The organism is Pedobacter sp. HMWF019, from assembly GCF_003061025.1.
Classification (GTDB): domain Bacteria; phylum Bacteroidota; class Bacteroidia; order Sphingobacteriales; family Sphingobacteriaceae; genus Pedobacter.
Genome location: NZ_QAIL01000604.1, coordinates 1 through 19,322, shown reverse-complemented (window position 1 = coordinate 19,322; position 19,322 = coordinate 1). Strand labels below are relative to the sequence as shown.

At 41.0% G+C, this 19,322-nt stretch carries 14 protein-coding genes; 4 read left to right on the top strand and 10 right to left on the bottom strand.

Going from position 1 to position 19,322, the window contains the following annotated elements; genetic code table 11:
• The coding region (locus DBR11_RS28635; RefSeq protein ID WP_146186707.1) for a response regulator at positions 1–268 on the top strand (268 nt) is incomplete at its 5' end.
• 9 nt (positions 269–277) lie between these two features.
• Here the strand turns inward: DBR11_RS28635 and DBR11_RS28630 are convergent.
• Positions 278–1,042: an MBL fold metallo-hydrolase gene (locus DBR11_RS28630; RefSeq protein WP_199234006.1), complete on the bottom strand. Its 765-nt coding sequence runs from the start codon at positions 1,040–1,042 to the stop codon at positions 278–280.
• Between the two features lie 167 nt (positions 1,043–1,209).
• On the opposite strand from DBR11_RS28630, the gene recJ reads away from it, so the two are divergent.
• The 3 genes from recJ to DBR11_RS28615 are packed head-to-tail and all read left to right on the top strand — an operon-like array spanning position 1,210 to position 5,216.
• Positions 1,210–2,910 (top strand): single-stranded-DNA-specific exonuclease RecJ, encoded by a 1,701-nt coding sequence (gene recJ, locus DBR11_RS28625; RefSeq protein WP_108555938.1) that lies wholly within the window; start codon positions 1,210–1,212, stop codon positions 2,908–2,910.
• A gap of 47 nt (positions 2,911–2,957) precedes the next feature.
• Complete coding sequence (lptB, locus tag DBR11_RS28620; RefSeq protein WP_108555937.1) at positions 2,958–3,692, top strand: LPS export ABC transporter ATP-binding protein; 735 nt, start codon at positions 2,958–2,960, stop codon at positions 3,690–3,692.
• 15 nt (positions 3,693–3,707) lie between these two features.
• Entirely contained in the window at positions 3,708–5,216 is a 1,509-nt protein-coding gene (locus tag DBR11_RS28615; protein ID WP_108555936.1) for a GH3 auxin-responsive promoter family protein, read from the top strand.
• Between the two features lie 17 nt (positions 5,217–5,233).
• On the opposite strand, the gene DBR11_RS28610 is transcribed toward DBR11_RS28615, so the two are convergent.
• The 9 genes from DBR11_RS28610 to DBR11_RS29805 form a co-directional block, all read right to left on the bottom strand.
• Entirely contained in the window at positions 5,234–5,620 is a 387-nt protein-coding gene (locus tag DBR11_RS28610) for a response regulator transcription factor (RefSeq protein WP_108555935.1), read from the bottom strand.
• A 122-nt stretch (positions 5,621–5,742) separates the two neighbouring features.
• On the bottom strand, positions 5,743–7,695 hold the full coding sequence (locus DBR11_RS28605) for a heavy metal translocating P-type ATPase (protein ID WP_108555934.1): 1,953 nt from the start codon (positions 7,693–7,695) through the stop codon (positions 5,743–5,745).
• Between the two features lie 46 nt (positions 7,696–7,741).
• Positions 7,742–8,158 carry a Fur family transcriptional regulator gene (locus DBR11_RS28600; protein ID WP_108555933.1) on the bottom strand — a complete coding sequence of 139 codons (417 nt, stop codon included), beginning with the start codon at positions 8,156–8,158 and terminating at the stop codon, positions 7,742–7,744.
• A gap of 12 nt (positions 8,159–8,170) precedes the next feature.
• Positions 8,171–9,355, bottom strand: a complete 1,185-nt coding sequence (locus tag DBR11_RS28595; protein WP_108555932.1) for an efflux RND transporter periplasmic adaptor subunit — start codon at positions 9,353–9,355, stop codon at positions 8,171–8,173.
• Between the two features lies 1 nt (position 9,356).
• Positions 9,357–13,718, bottom strand: coding sequence for a CusA/CzcA family heavy metal efflux RND transporter (locus DBR11_RS28590; RefSeq protein ID WP_108555931.1), 4,362 nt, complete (start codon positions 13,716–13,718; stop codon positions 9,357–9,359).
• 543 nt (positions 13,719–14,261) lie between these two features.
• Entirely contained in the window at positions 14,262–15,035 is a 774-nt protein-coding gene (locus tag DBR11_RS28585) for a hypothetical protein (protein ID WP_108555930.1), read from the bottom strand.
• Positions 15,036–15,275: 240 nt separating this feature from the next.
• The gene (locus DBR11_RS28580; protein WP_108555929.1) at positions 15,276–16,382 is read right to left on the bottom strand and encodes an acyltransferase; all 1,107 of its coding nucleotides are present in this window, start codon (positions 16,380–16,382) and stop codon (positions 15,276–15,278) included.
• Positions 16,382–18,847: a glutaminase family protein gene (locus DBR11_RS28575; protein WP_108555928.1), complete on the bottom strand. Its 2,466-nt coding sequence runs from the start codon at positions 18,845–18,847 to the stop codon at positions 16,382–16,384. Before DBR11_RS28575 ends, DBR11_RS28580 begins: the two co-directional genes overlap by 1 nt.
• A gap of 242 nt (positions 18,848–19,089) precedes the next feature.
• Positions 19,090–19,322, bottom strand: a 233-nt coding sequence (locus tag DBR11_RS29805; RefSeq protein ID WP_158275407.1) for a hypothetical protein, incomplete at its 5' end; no start/stop codon positions are given.

Here is a 19,322-nt window from a genome sequence, read left to right as displayed (position 1 = left end):
CTATCTTGTACAAGTCCTTAAAGATGATGAACCTTTTCCTCAGCTTATGCTGATCGATATTAATATGCCCGTTTTGAATGGATGGGAATTTATAGAGGCTTATGAAAGAATGGATGTTAACAAAAGATCGGACCTCTACATGCTTTCCTCATCTGTATATGAAAATGACATAGAAAAAGCCAAAACCTATAAGATTGTGAAGGGCTTTATTTCAAAGCCCTTGTCTATAGATCGCTTAATAGAGCTTTTAAAAGCAATTAATGAATAAACCTCAGCGCTAAACAATACTAAAAATGCCATCCTGATAGGCTACATGTCCTGTAGCCTTAGTCTTTGCATGGTAAAACAGGCAATTCCAATTTTCCAATGCAGCTTTTTTTCCATACTCTTCTCTAAGTTCCATTGCTTTACGGCCATCAAAGTCGTATTTAGCAATAAATCTTCTTAATAACTCTTCCGGTTCAGGTAAAACATCTCCACCAAAGAAGACTTGGTCATTACCGTCATTCAAAAGAAAAGTCTGATGAAAAGGGGTATGCGCGCCGGTCAGTTCGTAACTGATTCCCGCTACAAACTGGCCTGTACCTTCTACAAAATGCAATTGGGCATTTCTCTGCAAGAAGTCAAAGATCTCTGTTTTATAAGAAGATGAAGTATTGGTAAATGCACTTTCCCATTCCCCTCTTTGAATCACATACGTGGCGTTTGGAAAACTAAGCTCCGTTTTTCCGTTGTATTCATGAATCATTCCGCCGGAATGATCAAAATGCAGATGAGACATCAATACATAGTCTACCTCTGCAGGATCGAAACCTGCTTTGCGAATATTCTCATGCAGGATCAATTCTCCCGATTCGTTGCTATATCCCAGGCCGGTATCAAACAATACAAGCAAATCGTTCATTTTCACTAAAAACGGTTGAACATGAATAAACAGGGATGCGGGCCGGTCTTTAGGGCTGTGGACTTCCGGGTTAAAGGGAATAAATTTTTTGCTGGAATCTACGGAGTAAGAACCTTCGTATAAAGTGAAAACTTGCAAGGGCATAGGTATTAGTAAGACGAAGAAATTAATGATATCTTTACGAATCGATACAAAGATAGGGAACCTGTATGAATTTACCACTAACAAAACCATAAGCACATCCATTTAAACGCTCTAATGAAAGAACAACAGCTTAGTGATCAATAAAGAACAATAAAGGCTTAATGGAAAAGAGATGGGTGCAAGCTGCACATAATGATCAAGAAACAACCGAATCGCTTGCACAGCAATTAAATATAGATAATAGTTTAGCCCAGGTCCTGGTAAAAAGAGGAATCAATTCTTTCGATGAAGCCAGGAACTATTTCAGGCCGCAGCTGGACGAGCTGCATGATCCTTTCTTAATAAAGGATATGGAAAAAGCAATTACCCGCATTGATCTTGCTCTGGCTTCAGGTGAGCACATGATGATCTATGGTGATTATGATGTGGATGGAACCACATCTGTGGCCCTGGCTTACAGCTTTTTCAGTCAATTTACAGATCGGATCATGTATTATATACCCGATAGACACAAAGAAGGCTATGGCGTCTCTACCGCGGGAATAGATTATGCGAAGGCAAATAATTTCAGCCTTATCATTGCCCTGGATTGTGGGATCAAATCGAATGATAAGGTAAGCTATGCAAAGAAATTAGGTATAGATTTTATTATATGTGACCACCATTTACCTGGTGAAGAGTTGCCGGAAGCGGTTGCTGTGCTTGATCCAAAACGTTCGGACTGTACTTACCCATTTAAGGAACTTGCCGGATGCGGAATTGGATTTAAACTGGCGCAGGCCTATGCCCTAACGCATGATCTTCCTAAAGACAGCTATGAGCAATATATGGATCTGGTTATGGTCAGTATTGCCGCAGATATTGTACCTGTAACCGGTGAGAACCGGATTCTTGCCCACCATGGCCTGATTAAACTCAACACCAGACCCTGTCTCGGCCTGAAAGCGCTGATGCAAAGTACCGGAAGGGATAAAGATTTTACACTAACAGACATTGTATTCTCAATTGCACCAAGAATCAATGCCGCCGGCAGAATGGACCACGCGAATGAAGCCGTTAAAATGTTGTTGTGCAATCAAGACGATCTTGCCCGTGAGCAAAGCCTGTTTATTAACCTGCAAAATACTGAACGCAAAACTTCCGACCAGAACACGACTGCCGAAGCACTGGCCATTATTGAAGACTGTGAGATACAGATCAACCGGAAAACCACCGTGGTTTATAACCAAACCTGGAACAAAGGTGTAATTGGTATTGTTGCATCCAGGCTAACAGAAAAATACTATCGGCCAACAGTTGTGTTGACAGAATCAAATGGTCTGCTCACAGGTTCTGCGCGTTCTGTAGCAGGATTTGATCTATACGAAGCCCTTTGCGGCTGTGCAGACCTGTTGGTACAGTTTGGCGGACATAAATTTGCTGCAGGTCTGACGATGAAACCTGAGAATATAGATCATTTTTCAGATCGGTTTGAACGCGTGGTGGCTGAAAGCATAACAGAAGATCTGCTTTGTCCGGAACTGACTATTGATACGGAGATCAACTTTTCGCAAATTGACGGAAAGTTCCAACGTATCATTGCCCAAATGGCGCCTTTTGGTCCCGACAATCCTACCCCTGTTTTTGTAACCCATAATGTATTTTGTATGGGAAATCCATATATTGTTGGTGCAAAACACCTAAAGCTAAATGTAAAACAACAAAATTCAGTTACTTTTGACAGTATTGGCTTTGGACTGGCAGAGTTGCAAAATGAGATACAGCCTGACCGGCCTTTTTCCATTTGCTATACCATAGAGGAAAATGTATGGAAGGAACAAAAACGTTTGCAATTAAACATCAAAGCCATCAAATTTGAATAGTGGTATTAGCCTTCTTAAGAGCTATTGAAAAACATTAATATACTTAAATGATATTAAGAGCAGAAAATTTAATCAAAAAATATAAACAGCGTACGGTTGTTAATGACGTTTCCTTTAATGTAAGTCAGGGAGAAATCGTCGGCTTATTAGGACCAAACGGAGCAGGAAAAACAACCTCATTTTATATGATTGTTGGATTGATCAAACCAAATGAAGGAACCATTTTCCTGGACAACCAGGATATCACCAGTGATCCGATGTACAAAAGGGCTCAAAAAGGGATTGGTTATCTTGCTCAGGAAGCTTCTGTATTCAGGAAGTTAACCGTTGAAGACAATATCATGTCCATTCTGGAGATGACGAAAATGAAAAAAGAAGAAAGGCACGAAAAACTGGAAGAACTGATCAATGAATTCAGCTTACACAAAGTTCGTAAAAACAGAGGTGACCTTTTATCCGGAGGTGAAAGAAGAAGAACAGAGATTGCCCGGGCCCTGGCCGCAAGTCCTAACTTTATTTTATTGGACGAGCCTTTTGCCGGTGTGGATCCCATTGCAGTTGAAGAAATCCAGACCATCGTAGCCAAGCTTAAAAACAAGAATATTGGTATCCTGATTACGGACCATAACGTACAGGAAACTCTTTCTATTACAGACCGGGCCTACCTTCTTTTCGAAGGAAAGATTCTGGAATCTGGAACACCTGAGGTCCTTGCTGCAAATGAAATGGTAAGAAAAGTATATTTGGGGTCTAATTTTGTACTGCGCAGCAAAAATTTATAATTCATATAGAGGAACATGGCAATTGTAAATTCAATTTTTACCTGGTATATGAAGAAAAGAGTCCATCAAATTGAGCTCTTTATAAAATATCCCCTTGACGTACAGGACGAATGGTTTCATACCTTGATTTCCAGCGCCGAGAACACCGAATGGGGCAAAAAATACGACTATAGAACGATAGAAACCCAGGAACAGTTTAAAGAAAGAGTTCCCTTACAAAACTACGATACCTTAAAACCTTATATTGAAAGAATGCTGAAAGGCGAACAGAACATCCTGTGGCCTTCGGAGATTAAATGGTTTGCAAAGTCTTCTGGTACGACAAGTGACAGGAGTAAATTTATACCTGTATCTGAAGAGTCTCTTCAGGAATGCCATTTTAAAGGTGGAAAGGATATGTTGTCTATTTTCTGCAACAACAGGCCTGGTAATCAGATCTTAACTGGAAAAGGATTGGTTTTAGGTGGAAGCCATCAGATTAACCAGCTCAATGAAGACTCGTTTTATGGCGATCTCTCTGCCGTACTGATCAAAAATTTACCGATGTGGGCAGAATATTACCGGACACCGGCCATCTCCATTGCGTTAATGGACGATTACGAGCAAAAAATGGAGAAAATGGCAGAAGCCACTATCCGAGAAAATGTGACTAATATCTCCGGTGTTCCTACATGGACCATCGTACTTGCCAAAAAGGTTTTAGAAATGACGGGTAAGAAAAATTTGCTGGAGGTTTGGCCAAACCTTGAACTCTATTTTCATGGAGCGGTAAACTTCAAACCTTATAGAGAACAGTTTAGAGAGTTAATCCCATGCGATGAGATGTATTATCTGGAAACATATAATGCCTCAGAAGGATTTTTTGGCATCCAGGATCAGGTCAATTCAGAGGAACTTCTGCTTATGCTTGATTATGGCATCTATTATGAATTTCTTCCACTTGAACTTCTGGAGCAGGAGCATCCTGCAACCCTATCTCTTGATGAAGTAGAATTACATAAAAATTACGCCATTATTATCTCTACAAACGGAGGTCTATGGCGTTATATGATTGGGGATACGGTACAATTTACTTCATTGCATCCCTTCCGTATTAAAATCACCGGAAGAACCAAGCATTTTATCAATGCATTTGGTGAAGAGGTGATCATTGATAATGCAGAACAAGCCATCAGCAGAGCCAGTAAAATGACAGGCGCCGTATTTACTGATTATACTGCCTGCCCTATATATTTTAAGGGGACAAAAGCGGGCGGACACGAATGGATTATAGAATTTGACCAGCAACCTGATGATTTCGAAAAATTTGTTGATATCCTGGATCAGACTTTAAGAGAAATAAATTCAGACTATGATGCCAAGCGCTTTAACGATATGGCTCTTTGCCGTCCTAAAGTGCATAATGCTCCAAAAGGTACTTTTTACGAATGGCTAAAATCTAAAGGAAAACTGGGCGGTCAGCACAAAGTTCCCCGTCTGGCCAATGACAGAAAATATGTAGAGGAAATTCTTAAATATATTTAAAACATAAAAGCCGGTACTCAATGAGCACCGGCTTTTTTATAACCTCCAGCCAGTATCCGGCTTATCTTTTCAACAACTTCCTTAATATCAAACGGCTTGGCAATATAATCATCTGCACCTGCTTGTATACTCATCTGTTTACTGCGTGCATTTGCAGACATCATAATTACAGGAATATCTTTTGTTATTTCCTTTTGTTTAAGGTCTTTACATATATCTATTCCATTTGCATCGGGCAGCATGACATCAAGGATAAACAAATCTGGCACCTGTCTTTTCAAAAGTGTCCTTAACTCACTAAATGAAGAAGAAGATTCAATGGTATAACCTTCATTTTTAAGAAGAATATCAAAAACAGCACTAATATCATGATCATCCTCGAGTACGAATATTGTCTTTGTCATAAGAAGCAGCGCAAGAGTTAAGCTTTAATTTAAATGAGCAAATAGCATTCCATAATGAGTAAAAAAAAACAACATGACACGAAACAGATGATTTTGCAGATTTGATCATCTTATCTTAAGGATTATATAACTTTCATCTGCTGAATCCGCACTGCATTTAATATGGCAAGAAGTGCAACGCCTACATCTGCAATCACTGCTTCCCATAAAGTAGCCACACCACCAGCGCCCAGAATCAAAACCACAATTTTAACCCCCATAGCCAATGCAATATTTTGCCATACCACATTCCTGGTGAGCTTACCAATTTTAATGGCAGTGACAATTTTTCTGGGCTGATCGTTTTGAATCACAATATCTGCAGTTTCAATCGTTGCATCACTTCCCAAACCTCCCATGGCAATTCCTGCATCAGCGAGGGCAATCACAGGTGCATCGTTCACCCCATCCCCTACAAAAGCAATACGCCTGTTCTGATTTTTCAGTTCCTCTACTTTTTCTACTTTATTCTCCGGCAGTAAAGCACCAAAGGCTTTGTCGATTCCAAGAAGTTTAGCTACTTTATCCACCACGCTCTGCTTATCTCCACTCAGCATTACAGTTTCTATATTCATTTGGTGCAATTCGCTAATCGCCTGCTGCGCATCTTCTTTAATCTCATCGGAAATAGTAAAATAACCTGCATACTTGTTTTCAACCGCAACCATAACCATCGTATCCTGTTCCTGTTCTGCAACGCTATCGTATTGTATACCTAATTTTTTAAATAAAGCTGTATTTCCGGCAATAACTTCCCTCCCTTCAATATTTCCTTTTAAGCCATGTCCTGCAATTTCTTCAACAGACTCTATTCTTGTTCCATTAATGGCATGACCTGAATATTGGGTAATGGCAATGGCAATCGGGTGCGTAGATTTACTTTCCAGCGCTGCTGTAAGTTTAACCAAATCCTTCTCTTCAAAATTGCTGGTCACTACTTTCTGTACATTAAACACACCTCTGGTCAAGGTTCCTGTCTTATCCATAACAACGGTGTCTATTTTAGTCATTACATCGAGAAAATTAGATCCCTTGAATAAAATACCATTTTTGGAGGCTAAACCAATTCCTCCAAAGTAACCCAGCGGTATAGAAACCACCAGTGCACAAGGACAACTGATCACTAAAAACACCAAACCTCTATAAAACCAGTCCTGGAACAGGTAATTTGAAACAACAAAGTAGGGCACTACCACAACCAGCAAGGCCAGCAGAAAAACAATTGGTGTATAGACCTTTGCAAATCTGGAAATAAACAACTGGGTCTGCGATTTTCTGGCTGTAGCATCCTGTACCATTTCCAGGATTTTACTCAGTTTACTGTCTTTGAAAAGAGATTTTACCTTAATTTCTGTTACTGTATTAAGATTAATCATCCCTGCAAGCACCTGTTCTCCTTTTTGTTTAGTGTCTGGCTTACTCTCTCCCGTCATCGCGGCCGTATTATAGGTTCCCTTATCAGAGATCAACACTCCGTCCAGTGCGACTTTTTCACCAGGTTTAACCTGGATAATCTCATCTATCTTTACTTCATCAGGTTTAACACTAATTGCGTTTCCTTCTCTGAGTACAGTTACAGTATCTGGTCTGATGTCCAGTAAAGCCTTAATATTTCTTTTAGCTTTATCTACCGCAGCATCCTGAAACCATTCGCCTATAGAATAAAATACCATAACGGCTACGCCTTCACTATAAGATCCAATGGCAAAAGCACCCAGAGTAGCTACACTCATCAAGAAAAACTCATTAAAAAAGTCAAAGCGGAGTACTTTTCTGAAAGCAAGTACAAGCACGTTATAACCAGCCAATAAATAAGCCACTCCGAAGATAATCAGACTGGCTATGTTTCCAGGGCTCACCTTAAAACCGTAATCCAGTATCAGCATCACGATCAGGATAGCCAGAGCGAGCAGTAAAGGCCAATGGCCAGTCCATGTTCCATTCTCTCCACCACCATGGTCATGTCCATGATCATTGCTGTGATCATCATGACCACAGCAATGTATATGTCTTTCATTTATATTTTCTGCTTTCATCGTATACAAAGGTAAGTGCTGTTACAATGCAATGCCATTGCAAAGTTTAACCGGAACATTGACCGCAGAGACCTTTAGCCACAATATTAATCTCATCTGAATGAAAATTAACAGGAAGGATCACTTCTGGTATCTGCGTTTTGGGCAAACAAAAAGTTCCTCCGCATTTCTTACAGAAGAAATGTACGTGTACATCATCGTGTTCACCGGGATGACAATGCTCCTTACAAATCGCATATTTAGTAACCCCCGTCCCATCGTCAATGCTGTGTACCAGGCCGTTTTCTTCAAAAGTTTTCAGGGTCCTGTATAAAGTGACCCTGTCGGCTGGTGCAAGCCCCTTCTCCAGATCAGTCAAACTGATGGCATAAGACTGGGTCTGTAAGAAATTCAGGACCAATAACCGCATCGCAGTTGGATTGATCTGCTTTGCTTTAAGTGTATTTTCCAATTGTCCGTTCATCGCTTTCGGGGATTAATGTTCGTCTGATCCGCCTGCCGCTTTTGACTGCAGATAAAATGCGCCTTTGGTCACAATCTTTGCGTCCTCTGCAAGTTTCGCCAGCGGAATAATTTGTACATAGCCAAGTTCTGCAATACCTGTGGTAACTTCAAATTTTTTGAAATGAGTAGTGTCATTTTTTCCTGCTTCTGCCAGATAAATGTATTTTTTCCCTTCAAACTGAACAATTGCTTCCACAGGTACAGCCGGAATCAACTCTGATCCTACACTGATTAAGCCTGTTACATACATTCCTGGAATCAGATTACTTTCCGGCTTTTTAATCACCGCATGTACGACTACCCCTTTACTGTCATTTTCAAAAGACTTATTGATCCCATAGATTTGCCCTTCTATATGTTGGTCCTTCTGATTGGTCAATTGAAAATTAACTTTCTGCCCTATTTTAATCCTGAACAGGTCCTTCTCAAAAACAACGAGATCTGCATGGATTTTTGAATTATCTACAATATCCATCAGTGAAGTCCCCGGTTGAGCAAAAGAGCCGGTCATTGCAGCGATACGCCCAATAGTACCACTTATAGGTGCCTTAACAGGAATGCTAGACACCAAATTTCCCCGGGAAACATTTTTAGCAGAAATACCCATTTGCGCCAACTGTTTTTCTATTGCTTTAATTTTAGCCAGTTCTGCATTATAATTGGCTTCTGCCAGTTCCTGTGATTTACCCGTTCCTGCCCCCGCAGCTTTTAAAAGTTGTTGCCGATGATATTCGGCATCTATAAAGCTAAAGCCTCCCTTTACTGCAAGATACTCTTGCTGCAGTTTGATCATGTCCTGATTTTCCAGTACAGCCAGCAGTGTTCCTTTATTTACCTGTTGCCCCTCCATGACATTAATTTTCCGGATAATACCACCGTAAAGCACATTAACCTGGGCCTCATTCTGGGGCGGTACAGCCAATTGACCGCTGGATTTCACTACCGCAGTCAAGTTTTTCTGTTCTATTGGTCCTATCTGGATACCTACCGCTTGTAACTGTTTGGTATTTAGATCCAGCAAATCTTCATGTTTCTCTTCTTTGGCCGAGGTATTTTCCTTTTCTTTAGCAGAATTATTACCTGATGTACAAGACACCAGGATACAGCCCGTTAGAATTCCTGTTAATAACAGATTCTTTATATTTAATATATTCATCCTAATCATTCCCTTTTAAAAATTGTAATTGAATAACCGATTCATTCAGTTGCTGAACAGATTGCAGATAGTTCAGTTTGCTTTGTACAGCCAAAGATATGTTCTGAATGAATTCCATATAACCAATCTCTCCCAGGTCAAAAGAAACCTGAGCAATCCGCATTTGTTCGTTGGATAGGCTTAGTCCATCTTTAACATAATAATCCACCATCTGTTTATTATTCTTGTAAGCTTGCAATTCTTGTTCATAAGCTGTTTTCAGCTGATCCTGAACCCTTATATATTCTGTTTCGGCCATCTGCACGCCTATCTTCTCGCTATTGATGCGCGCCTTTCCGGCTCTTGTAAAGATGGGAACAGATAGCCCTAACTGGATTCCTGCTATTCTGGTGCCCGGGAAATAGGACCGGTCAATATTTGCCGGATTAAACGGTTTGACCAGCAATTGCTGTGCATAACCCAGAGTCAGGTCAGGCCAGGATTTTGAGCGTTCTGTCTTAATTTTGGCCTGGGCAATTTTAATCTGCTGCTGATAAACCTGTAAAAGTGGACTGGTCTTCTCCTCATCAATTTTCAAGTCCAATACAGGCAAGCTCTGTTCTAAAAGCAAGACTGGCCCTTCCATACGAAGTAACTGAGCCAGATTCAATTCCTGGTTTTTCAGCTCTCCTTCAGCTGCACGCTGGAGCACCTGCAGTTCTTGATATTTGTTCTTTGCAGAAATCACCTCCAGGTTAGATGTCTCCCCAACTTTATAGCGGAGGCTGGCCTTTGCTATGAAATTTTTATAGATACTGTCCTGAAAACGGAGGACTTTAAGATATTCCTGTCCGAAAAGACAATTATAAAAAGCCGTCTTGACCGCTTTGACCACCTCTAGTTTAGTGTAAGTACCTGTCTTAGACAACAATGTAGTTTGCGCATTGTACAGCATTTTTTGATGCTTATAAAATCCCGGCCAGGCAAAGGTTTGACTTACGGTTAGTGAGTTGTCATTACCCCCGCCTGCAGTAGGGTCCTGGGAAAGTGAAAAGGAAGTTTTTCCAAGATCAACAGCAGATTTACCGAAAGCCAATGATTGTTTAACAGCCAGATCTGCCGTTCTGATTTGCAGATTGTTCTTTAGTGCAAGGGAAATCGCATGATCCAGCGTCAAGCGCTGCGACTGTGCTTTTGCTCTGTTCCCCACCCCGGGACTCCATAATAAAACGACAAAAACACCTATCGATACCGCTTTTACAGGTAACTTTTTCAAAGGTTTGGTAAAGAGCATATATAAACAAGGGAGAACAAACAAGGTTAGAAAAGTTGCAGATAACAATCCGCCAATCACAACGGTAGCAAGAGGTTTTTGTACTTCAGCTCCTGCGCCACCAGATAATGCCATTGGTAAAAAACCAAGAGAAGCTACCGCAGCCGTCATCAGAACAGGCCTTAACCTCACTTTCGTTCCCTCTATAACTCTTTGGTAAACATCTGCTATACCCTCTTCCTTCAACTGATTGAAATAAGAAATCATCACTATCCCATTCAGTACGGCCACTCCAAATAATGCAATAAATCCTACTCCCGCAGAAATACTAAATGGCATTCCTCTGATCAGCAAGGCAAATACCCCTCCAATTGCAGACAACGGAACAGCACTAAAAATCAAAAAGGTTTGGGTTACAGATTTAAAAGTGATATACAACAAGATCAGGATCAACACCATGACCAGAGGAACTGCGACAGAAAGTCTTCCTTTTGCCTCTTTGAGGTTCTGAAACTGGCCGCCATAACTCAAATAATATCCGGAGGTAAGTTTCAGTTTTGCATCAAGTATCTTTTTAATTTCTGCAACCGTACTTTCTACATCTCTTCCTTTGGCATTAAAACCAACATAAATCCTTCTTTTGCCCTCCTCCCTTGAAATCTGTGCGGGTGCATTTACAAAAGAAATACTGGCCAGCTGATTTAACGGAACTTTATTTCCGGAAGGCAAAGGAATATACAGATTTTCGATACTTGAGATATTATCCCGGAGCTCTCTTTTAAGCCGGACTACCAAATCAAACCTCTTTTCTCCTTCAAAAACAACACCTGCCACGTTTCCAGCAAAGGCAGTCCGTAAGATCGTATTCACATCTCCTATACTCAATCCATATTGTGCTATTCTATCTCTGTCATAGGCCACAACAATCTGGGGCAAGCCGGATATCTGTTCAATGAACAAGTCTCCAACGCCTTTTACTGGCGTAATCAAGCTTGCAATTTCCTTTGCATGCTTACTTAGAATGTCCAGGTCCTCTCCGTATACTTTTATAGCTACATCTTGTCTCACTCCCGTCATAAGTTCATTAAAACGCATCTGCATTGGTTGGGTGATCTCTATATTTACTCCAGGAAGAACTGACAAGGCTTCTTCCATCTTTTCGGTCATCTCTTCCTTGGTCTTTGCGGTTTTCCATTCCTTCTTTGGAATCATGGCCACCATCATATCCCCTCTTTCTATTGGCATCGGATCTGTTGGAATTTCTGCACTTCCAATTCTGGTTACGGCTTGCTTTACTTCTGGAAACTGTTCTTTCAAAATCTTCTCTGCCTTTCCAAAAGTTTCAATCACCTGGGAGAGAGAAGTTCCCTGCATCATAGAAATTTCCACAGTTAGATCTCCTTCTTCCAGCTGGGGTAAAAATTCTCCTCCCATATTAGAGAACAACACTATACTAAAGGCAAAAAGGCCAAGGGAAAGACCAACAGTAAGCTTCTTAAATTTCAAGACACGTTCCAGTGCGGGTGCGTACCAGGCTTTCAGCCGATTCATGATCTTATCAGATATCGTTTCTTTATGCAAGGTTTCCTTACTTAAGAATAAAGCACTGATCATCGGAACATAAGTTAGAGAAAGAATAAAAGCCCCAATAATAGCAAAGGCCACTGTTTGGGCCATGGGTTTAAACATTTTTCCTTCTATCCCGACCAAAGTCAGTAAAGGCAAATACACAATCAAGATAATGATCTCCCCAAAAGTGGCACTCGCCCGGATCTTAGATGCAGCCTGGTACACCTGCTCGTCCATTTGCTCCTGGTTAAGTCGGGGTACATCTTTGAAGAGCTTACTTTCCGTAAGCCTGTATAAAATGGCTTCTACAATAATTACGGCTCCATCCACAATCAAACCAAAATCTACCGCACCCAGACTCATCAGGTTACCTGAAACCCCGAAAAGTCGCATCATTGCAAAAGCAAAAAGCATTGCAAAAGGAATTACCGAAGCTACAATTAGTCCCGCCCTCCAGTTACCAAGCAATAGCAGCAGTACAAAGATGACAATCAATGCGCCCTCGATAAGGTTTTTCTGTACAGTACCAATGGCTCGTCCCACCAGTTCGGTCCGGTCTATAAAAGGTTCAATAACTACACCTTCCGGTAAGGATTTCTGAATCTGGGCAACGCGCTCTTTAACATTCTCAATCACTTCATTAAAGTTTTCTCCTTTCAACATTAGTGTAACACCGGCGACCACTTCTCCGGTGCCATTCCTGGTTACGGCTCCATACCGGGTAGCGCTACCTATTTGTACCGTGGCTACATCGCGGATCAGAACAGGTATTCCCTTTTCATTTTTAACTACGATCTTTTCTATATCTGCCAGTGATTTTACCTGGCCAATACCACGTATGGCATAAGCATTACTGTGCTGTTCAATATAGGCCCCTCCCGTATTTTCATTGTTCTCTTTCAGAGCGTTAAAGATTTGGGCAATGGTCACATTATTTGCATTTAATCTTTCATTATCTAATGCAACTTCATATTGTTTTACATAACCACCCCATCCGCTGACTTCGGCAACACCCTTTGTTCCGGCAAGCTGGGTACGTACGATCCAATCCTGCATTGTGCGGAGGTCTGTGGCACTGTACCTGGCCTCATATCCTTTTTTCGGATGAAGAACGTACTGATATATCTCCCCCAAGCCAGTTGTAACAGGCGCCAAAGAAGGTTTTGCAAGGCCTTGTGGGATGAGGGTTTCTGCCTCTTTAAGCTGTGCGCTGACCTGTTGCCTGGCCCAGTAAATATCTGCATCATCTTCAAAAACGATCGTAATTACTGAAATGCCTGATCTGGATATAGATCTCTTCTCCACAACATGTGGTATATTCGCCATAGCCAGCTCTATGGGGGCTGTTATAAATTGTTCGACCTCCTGTGCACCAAGATCTGGCGCCTGAGAAATAATCTGGACCTGGTTATTGGTAATATCCGGCACCGCATCAATCGGTAACCTGGTCAAGGAGTAGCCACCCCAAATGATCAGGGCAATCATCATTACACCAATAGCCAGTTTATTTTTTATGGAAAATAAAATGATTTTATTAAACATCTTAAACTTAAATTAATAGTAGCCTTCAGGACCAGCAATAATGGCCTGAATTTTTATCCTGTAAAATTTTAAATGTGCTTGTTTAAACAAGCAATAAGGCTTTTAATTAAAAAAGATTTAAGAAAGCTTTGGCGGTTGCCAGACAGGCAGACTAATGTCTATAAATCCCCCCCCATTTTCCAGCGGATAATCAGAACAAATACTGGAAAAAGACACAGCAATTACGGGTTCAGTATGTCGCATTGAGGGGGTAGAACAACAGATACAGACACAAAAAGGAGAACAATCATCTTTTTGCTGTGACGGTGTTTGACTGTCCTTTTTTTGATAAGAAGCAGATGCCGGTTTTAAAGACATGACATCGTCCCTGCAAGGCAAGCCGCTTTGCATCAGGACCATCAGACTAAAAAAAAGACATAATATTCTCATTTCAACTTTAATTCCTTTTTGACAGGAAAGCTCCAAAGTTAATTATTCTCACTAATTATGCAAGAACAACAGACAAATGATCATATCATTCAAAAGCAGTATACGCCAGACAGTTTAAAATTTGATCAGCAATTTTTCAGAAATCAGCTTGGTCTGTTTGTAATATTCAAAGAACCACTCGCCATTCTTTTTAAATACAATTCCGTTAGATGTTCCACTGTCAGCAATAAAATAATCCTGTTGCGAAGTTTTAAATAAGGTCAGCACCTTTTTGGGTGTAGTATCGATCAACTGATAACCTGTACTTGTCGACTGAGCATACAAGGTGCCTTCAGCTTGTTTTACTTCTGGTATAGCAGCAGAAACAGGGGCTTCTTTAGCGGGGGCTGCAATTACTGCTGCTGGTATAGCAGCAGCTGGGGCAACTGGCTGGGTGGTCTCCGCTGCCTGCTGAACATTTCCATTATAAGCATACTGAACATCGTTTAGAGAAGTAAAAGCATCTCTTAAAGCCAGGTTGTAAGAGGCATTATATTCTTTTTCCCTGCTTTTTCCTTCTTTACTTTTAAAGACCACATTACCTTTACAATCCTTTAATAAAACAGTAAGGTTTGTCGTAAACATTCCATTTTTCTCCAATACATCCAGATTTAATGCATTACAGCGATTTCCGGCAATCTCGGCAGGTAAATCAGCATTATCAAAATAAGCAGTAAACCCTTTTTCTTCCATAAACATTTTTGCCAATGTATTTAACTTATACTGATCCTGCTGCTTAAGAAAGCTAAATTTTTCAGGAACAACTACATACTTATAGTTATTGATAGAATTTTGAGCATATCCCGAAATGGATGTAAATACAAGAAATAATAAGATGTATCTTTTCATATTAGATAATAGACTTTGTAAATAAATGGCTCTGATTGCTCACTTCTTTAATGAGGACCAAATAATTGATATAAATATAGTTTTTATTGTCTCAAACAATAAAAATTTTGATTAAAATCAACTGTTGTTATATAAGTTTAACTAGTCCTTCCTTCTATTTCTCCAATGATCAAACTATATTCTTAAAGCTTTCACTGCATTTGTCATTTCATCTTTCTGATTCACGAATAAGGTTTCTTTTTAGCCAAGTTTCTTTCGCAGCCATTTACGAACAGGCTCATCGTACCATATCAAACTGATATACGCCAGGATAATTGCAACAATCAAAATCACTAACGCATAAGGCCAGGCCTGTACAAGAGTTACGCCTTTGTGATTGCTGATCCACGCCACATAAAAATAAACCAGCGGATAATGCACCAGGTAAAGCGGATAGGATATATCGCCTAGAAACCGGCATATCCTGCGCTCCATTTGGCTATGAACCTCACCACTGGCACCAAGGTAAACGATAAGTGGAAAAATGAAAATGATGCAAACGGACTCGTATATCCCGTTCATCCAAAGATGGTTTGCACCACCGATGCGCGGCATATACAATACCACCGCTACTAAAACGCTGCACCATAAAAATGCATGCCTGATGCTCGTGGGCTTTGAAATCCGCGAAAGTAACAGGCCGGCAAAGAATGGGTATATCGTGCGGGTAATGCCCACACGCACCTGCTCCACGTTCAATGTCCAGCCACCGCTGACATCCCCATTGGTGATGGCCAGGTGTGCAAGTGCTGCAGCCGAAACGAATACTAATACAGACAATGTAGTTTTCGAGAATTTTCTTATCCAAACTGCATAAAGGATGTTGGCAATGTATTCAAAGAATAAAGACCATCCTACACTGTTAAGCGGATGCATTTCCTGCCATCCGCGGATATCCAGGGATAGTGGTACAGGCAGAATAGTGTAACCGATCAGCAAAACCAGTAGCATTTTCCAAAATGGTACGGTATGGATAAGCGGCCAAAGTGTCGAATCTGTGAAATAAAAGCCTATAGCACCTAATGTCATGCCCAAGATCACCAGCGGCTGAAGACGCTCGATACGGCGTTTAAAGAAACCTCCGATTGTCATCTTATGCCAGCGGTCGTCATAAGCATAGCCAATAACAAAACCTGATAGGAGGAAAAAGAAATCGACCGCCAGGTATCCGTGATTAACTATAATATCCAGATGACCGGTCCCTAGTGGTTCAGTCAGATGAAAGGTAACCACGATGATGGCTGCAACACCGCGTAAACCATCCAGTATTGGATAATGTGGCTTGGTGATCAGTGTATTATTGTCCATTACTTTGATTTCAATTTATCAGCCAGTATTTTCATATAAAAACCACCTACTACACTCCTTGCTTTGAAATTTTCCCTGATGCCCGTTTTTGAATCGTAAAAATCATTCAGCGGCACACGTGATGGGGTCTCCAGGGCGTGTACATACAACGGCCTGATCAATGCTTCAAACTGATCCTTTTGAGGAGCAAAAGTTGCCGTCCAAACGATCCAGTCATTCTTAGTGTATGATTTACGGCTGTCTAGCGGAATACCGAACTTATTTATTTTAGTAAGATAATAGCGAGTTTCAGTATCATACACCTTCTGAGGAAATAAATTTAAATCCAACACCTTGTCCCAAACCAGGTTATATTTCTGGCTCCAGGTATCTTTGTTGTCAAAAGTGAGTGCATAGTGATCGCCGGCGTCGGCCATTTTTATCCACTCAGGCACCATGCCTTCAGCTATAGCCCGATATTTTTTAGCGGTTTCTGTTTCACCTAATGTCTCGGCCATTTGTGCATAACAAGCTATCGCAACAATGGCTTTTACCGATAAATTTGCATTTCGGGCCAAATGCCCGGCAAAATCATCCGTGCATAATTGGGTCTTCGGATCCAAACCTTCTTTGGCAAGGTAATCAACCCAGGTGGTTAGCGTCTGCCAGTGTTTTTTTGCATAATCGGCATTACCCTCCACTTTAGCAATCGCAGCGCAAAGGATGATCATATTACCGGATTCCTCCACTGGCATTGGCTCACCGTAGGTTTGTCCGTTCGCCTTTGGATAAGTCCCCAGATCGTGCGCAGCCCATGGGTGCGGATATTTACCTGTTTCAGTGAAATGGAAAATACCGGTCAGCATGCCTTGCATCAACTCCGGGTTATAAAGCAGGTAAAGCGGCGCTGAGGGATAAGTTACATCCACGGTATTTATGAACCCGCCACTATTGTTTTCCTTAGATAACCATAGGGTTTCACCCGCAGGGCTTTTAACCAACGTATGCGCCGCAATGCTTTGACGATAGGCCAATACGCACAGGTGTGCATACGCAATCCCTCCCGAACCTAAGGCATCTGCATAAACCTCCTTATCGAAGGCCTTACATTTTTGCACAACAGATTGGTATTCATTAAAGGCGTTTGTCAGTTCATCTTCAATGGTCGCTTTACCTGAGTTATTCCACCAAGGTCTCAAGTCAGTATTAAAATACTGAATGGAAAACCGTTCGTCATAACCTAACTCGACAAAGCGTTCAACAGCAGTTTTACCAACAGTTCCGAAAGGAATGATCGTATTTAGTGAAAGTGAACGGCCCTTGGATGCGGTTGATACGATAGTCCCATTTTTAAACGCCTTAGCAGCTTCGCTGCTCTTCGTAATAAATTGAACCGCTCCGGCATTCTTTGGCGCAGCTACATAAAAATAACCCCAGTCGATACGCATATCGTCGGCGCCTTTTTGGAGAACAGGCTGTTCCACAGTACCCGTTTTTAGGACAGAAAGTTTCGCAGTCATATATTTTTGTGCGCTAACCGCCTGTGAAGGCTTATAGACTGCAATATCAGATGAGGCACCAAGGAAAACTTTTACGGCGTGGTTTTCTCCATCATTTGCGTTCACTTTATAAGTAATGTAGGAAATAGGACGAGATAACAAACTCAAGTCATTTAACAGCAAGGGTGAAGTGAAAGTAAGTTCAAAGTTCACTTTTCCGGCAGCAAAATTGTATACGGTTTGAGTAGCATTCACTTCGACATTTTTTTGCTCAGCCAACAATATCTGGTCGGCATTGTCTTTTAATTTATCTACAAGGCCAAAATCCAAAAAGCGGCCACCTGCAGTATTTGCCAAATGGATAGCGATCACGTTCTGACCCGCTTTAAGTGTCTTTTTATTGACCGGAAAATATTGGAAACTACTTGTCCAGCCTTTCTTCTGGTAAACCTTGGTGCCGTTTAGAAAAACCTCAACATTGTCGTCGTGATTAAGTTTCAGAAAGAGCTCATTAATACTAGCGATAGTACTAAGATTGAACATCCGTCTTACCCAAATATCGTCCGATTTCCACAACGTTTTTACATTCTTTTCATCATCACCAATCGGCGCCTGTCCAGACTTCCAGTCGGCAGGATTGTATTTCAGCAAAGTCCAGTCACCCTTTGGTTTATTTTCAGTGTAAATAACATCATAGGACGCTTCATCAGCAGCACTCAATACGGTTTTGTAACTGGTTTGTTCTTTCCCAAGGAAACGATAAATCTTCCCATCCACATTGATCAGTCCCAGTAGTGAGTGCTCTGCGCCTGTCCAGTGCGTTGTGGTAGAATTGTTCAATTGATCAGTATTTGACCAGATGCTAAAGTTGGGATTGTGGGTGATCAGCGGATAAGCAGGTGCCTTTCTTTCCTGTGCGTACACAGTCCCGGTCAGACATACGCAGGCCAGTAAGACCAATGACTTAAGTCGGTTAGATTGGTTCATGTATAGTATATATTTGATATTTTATTCAGATCGTAAAAGTAAGTAAAAGTGCTTCCGCGATATCTTCATATTGTATCAAAGTCCACGCATATCGTCTCATTTTCGCATGTATGCATGAAACCAAAGAGATTTAGCAGGGCAACAGAAAGAAGCTATTGTGAATTTTGAGTCAATTGCAGGGTAGACATTTGAAGGGTTGAGTGGAATCGATAGTATTTACGATATAGATAACGATATATATTTTAGGCAGTATCAATGACCATAGGCTTGAGAATCCTTTCTTTGAACGTCTTTCCTGGCCCAGAATCAGAAAAACTTTCGAAACCGTCAAGGCTTTTTATTTTTTTAAGTTCTGAATTGAGATAATAATCAGACTTTATAATCGATAAAACTGAAGGGTCATCTCCCCAGAGATCAGACAAAATAATAATGCCTTTTTCTAGTCCGAGAGCAATCAACTCAGAAAACTTGATAT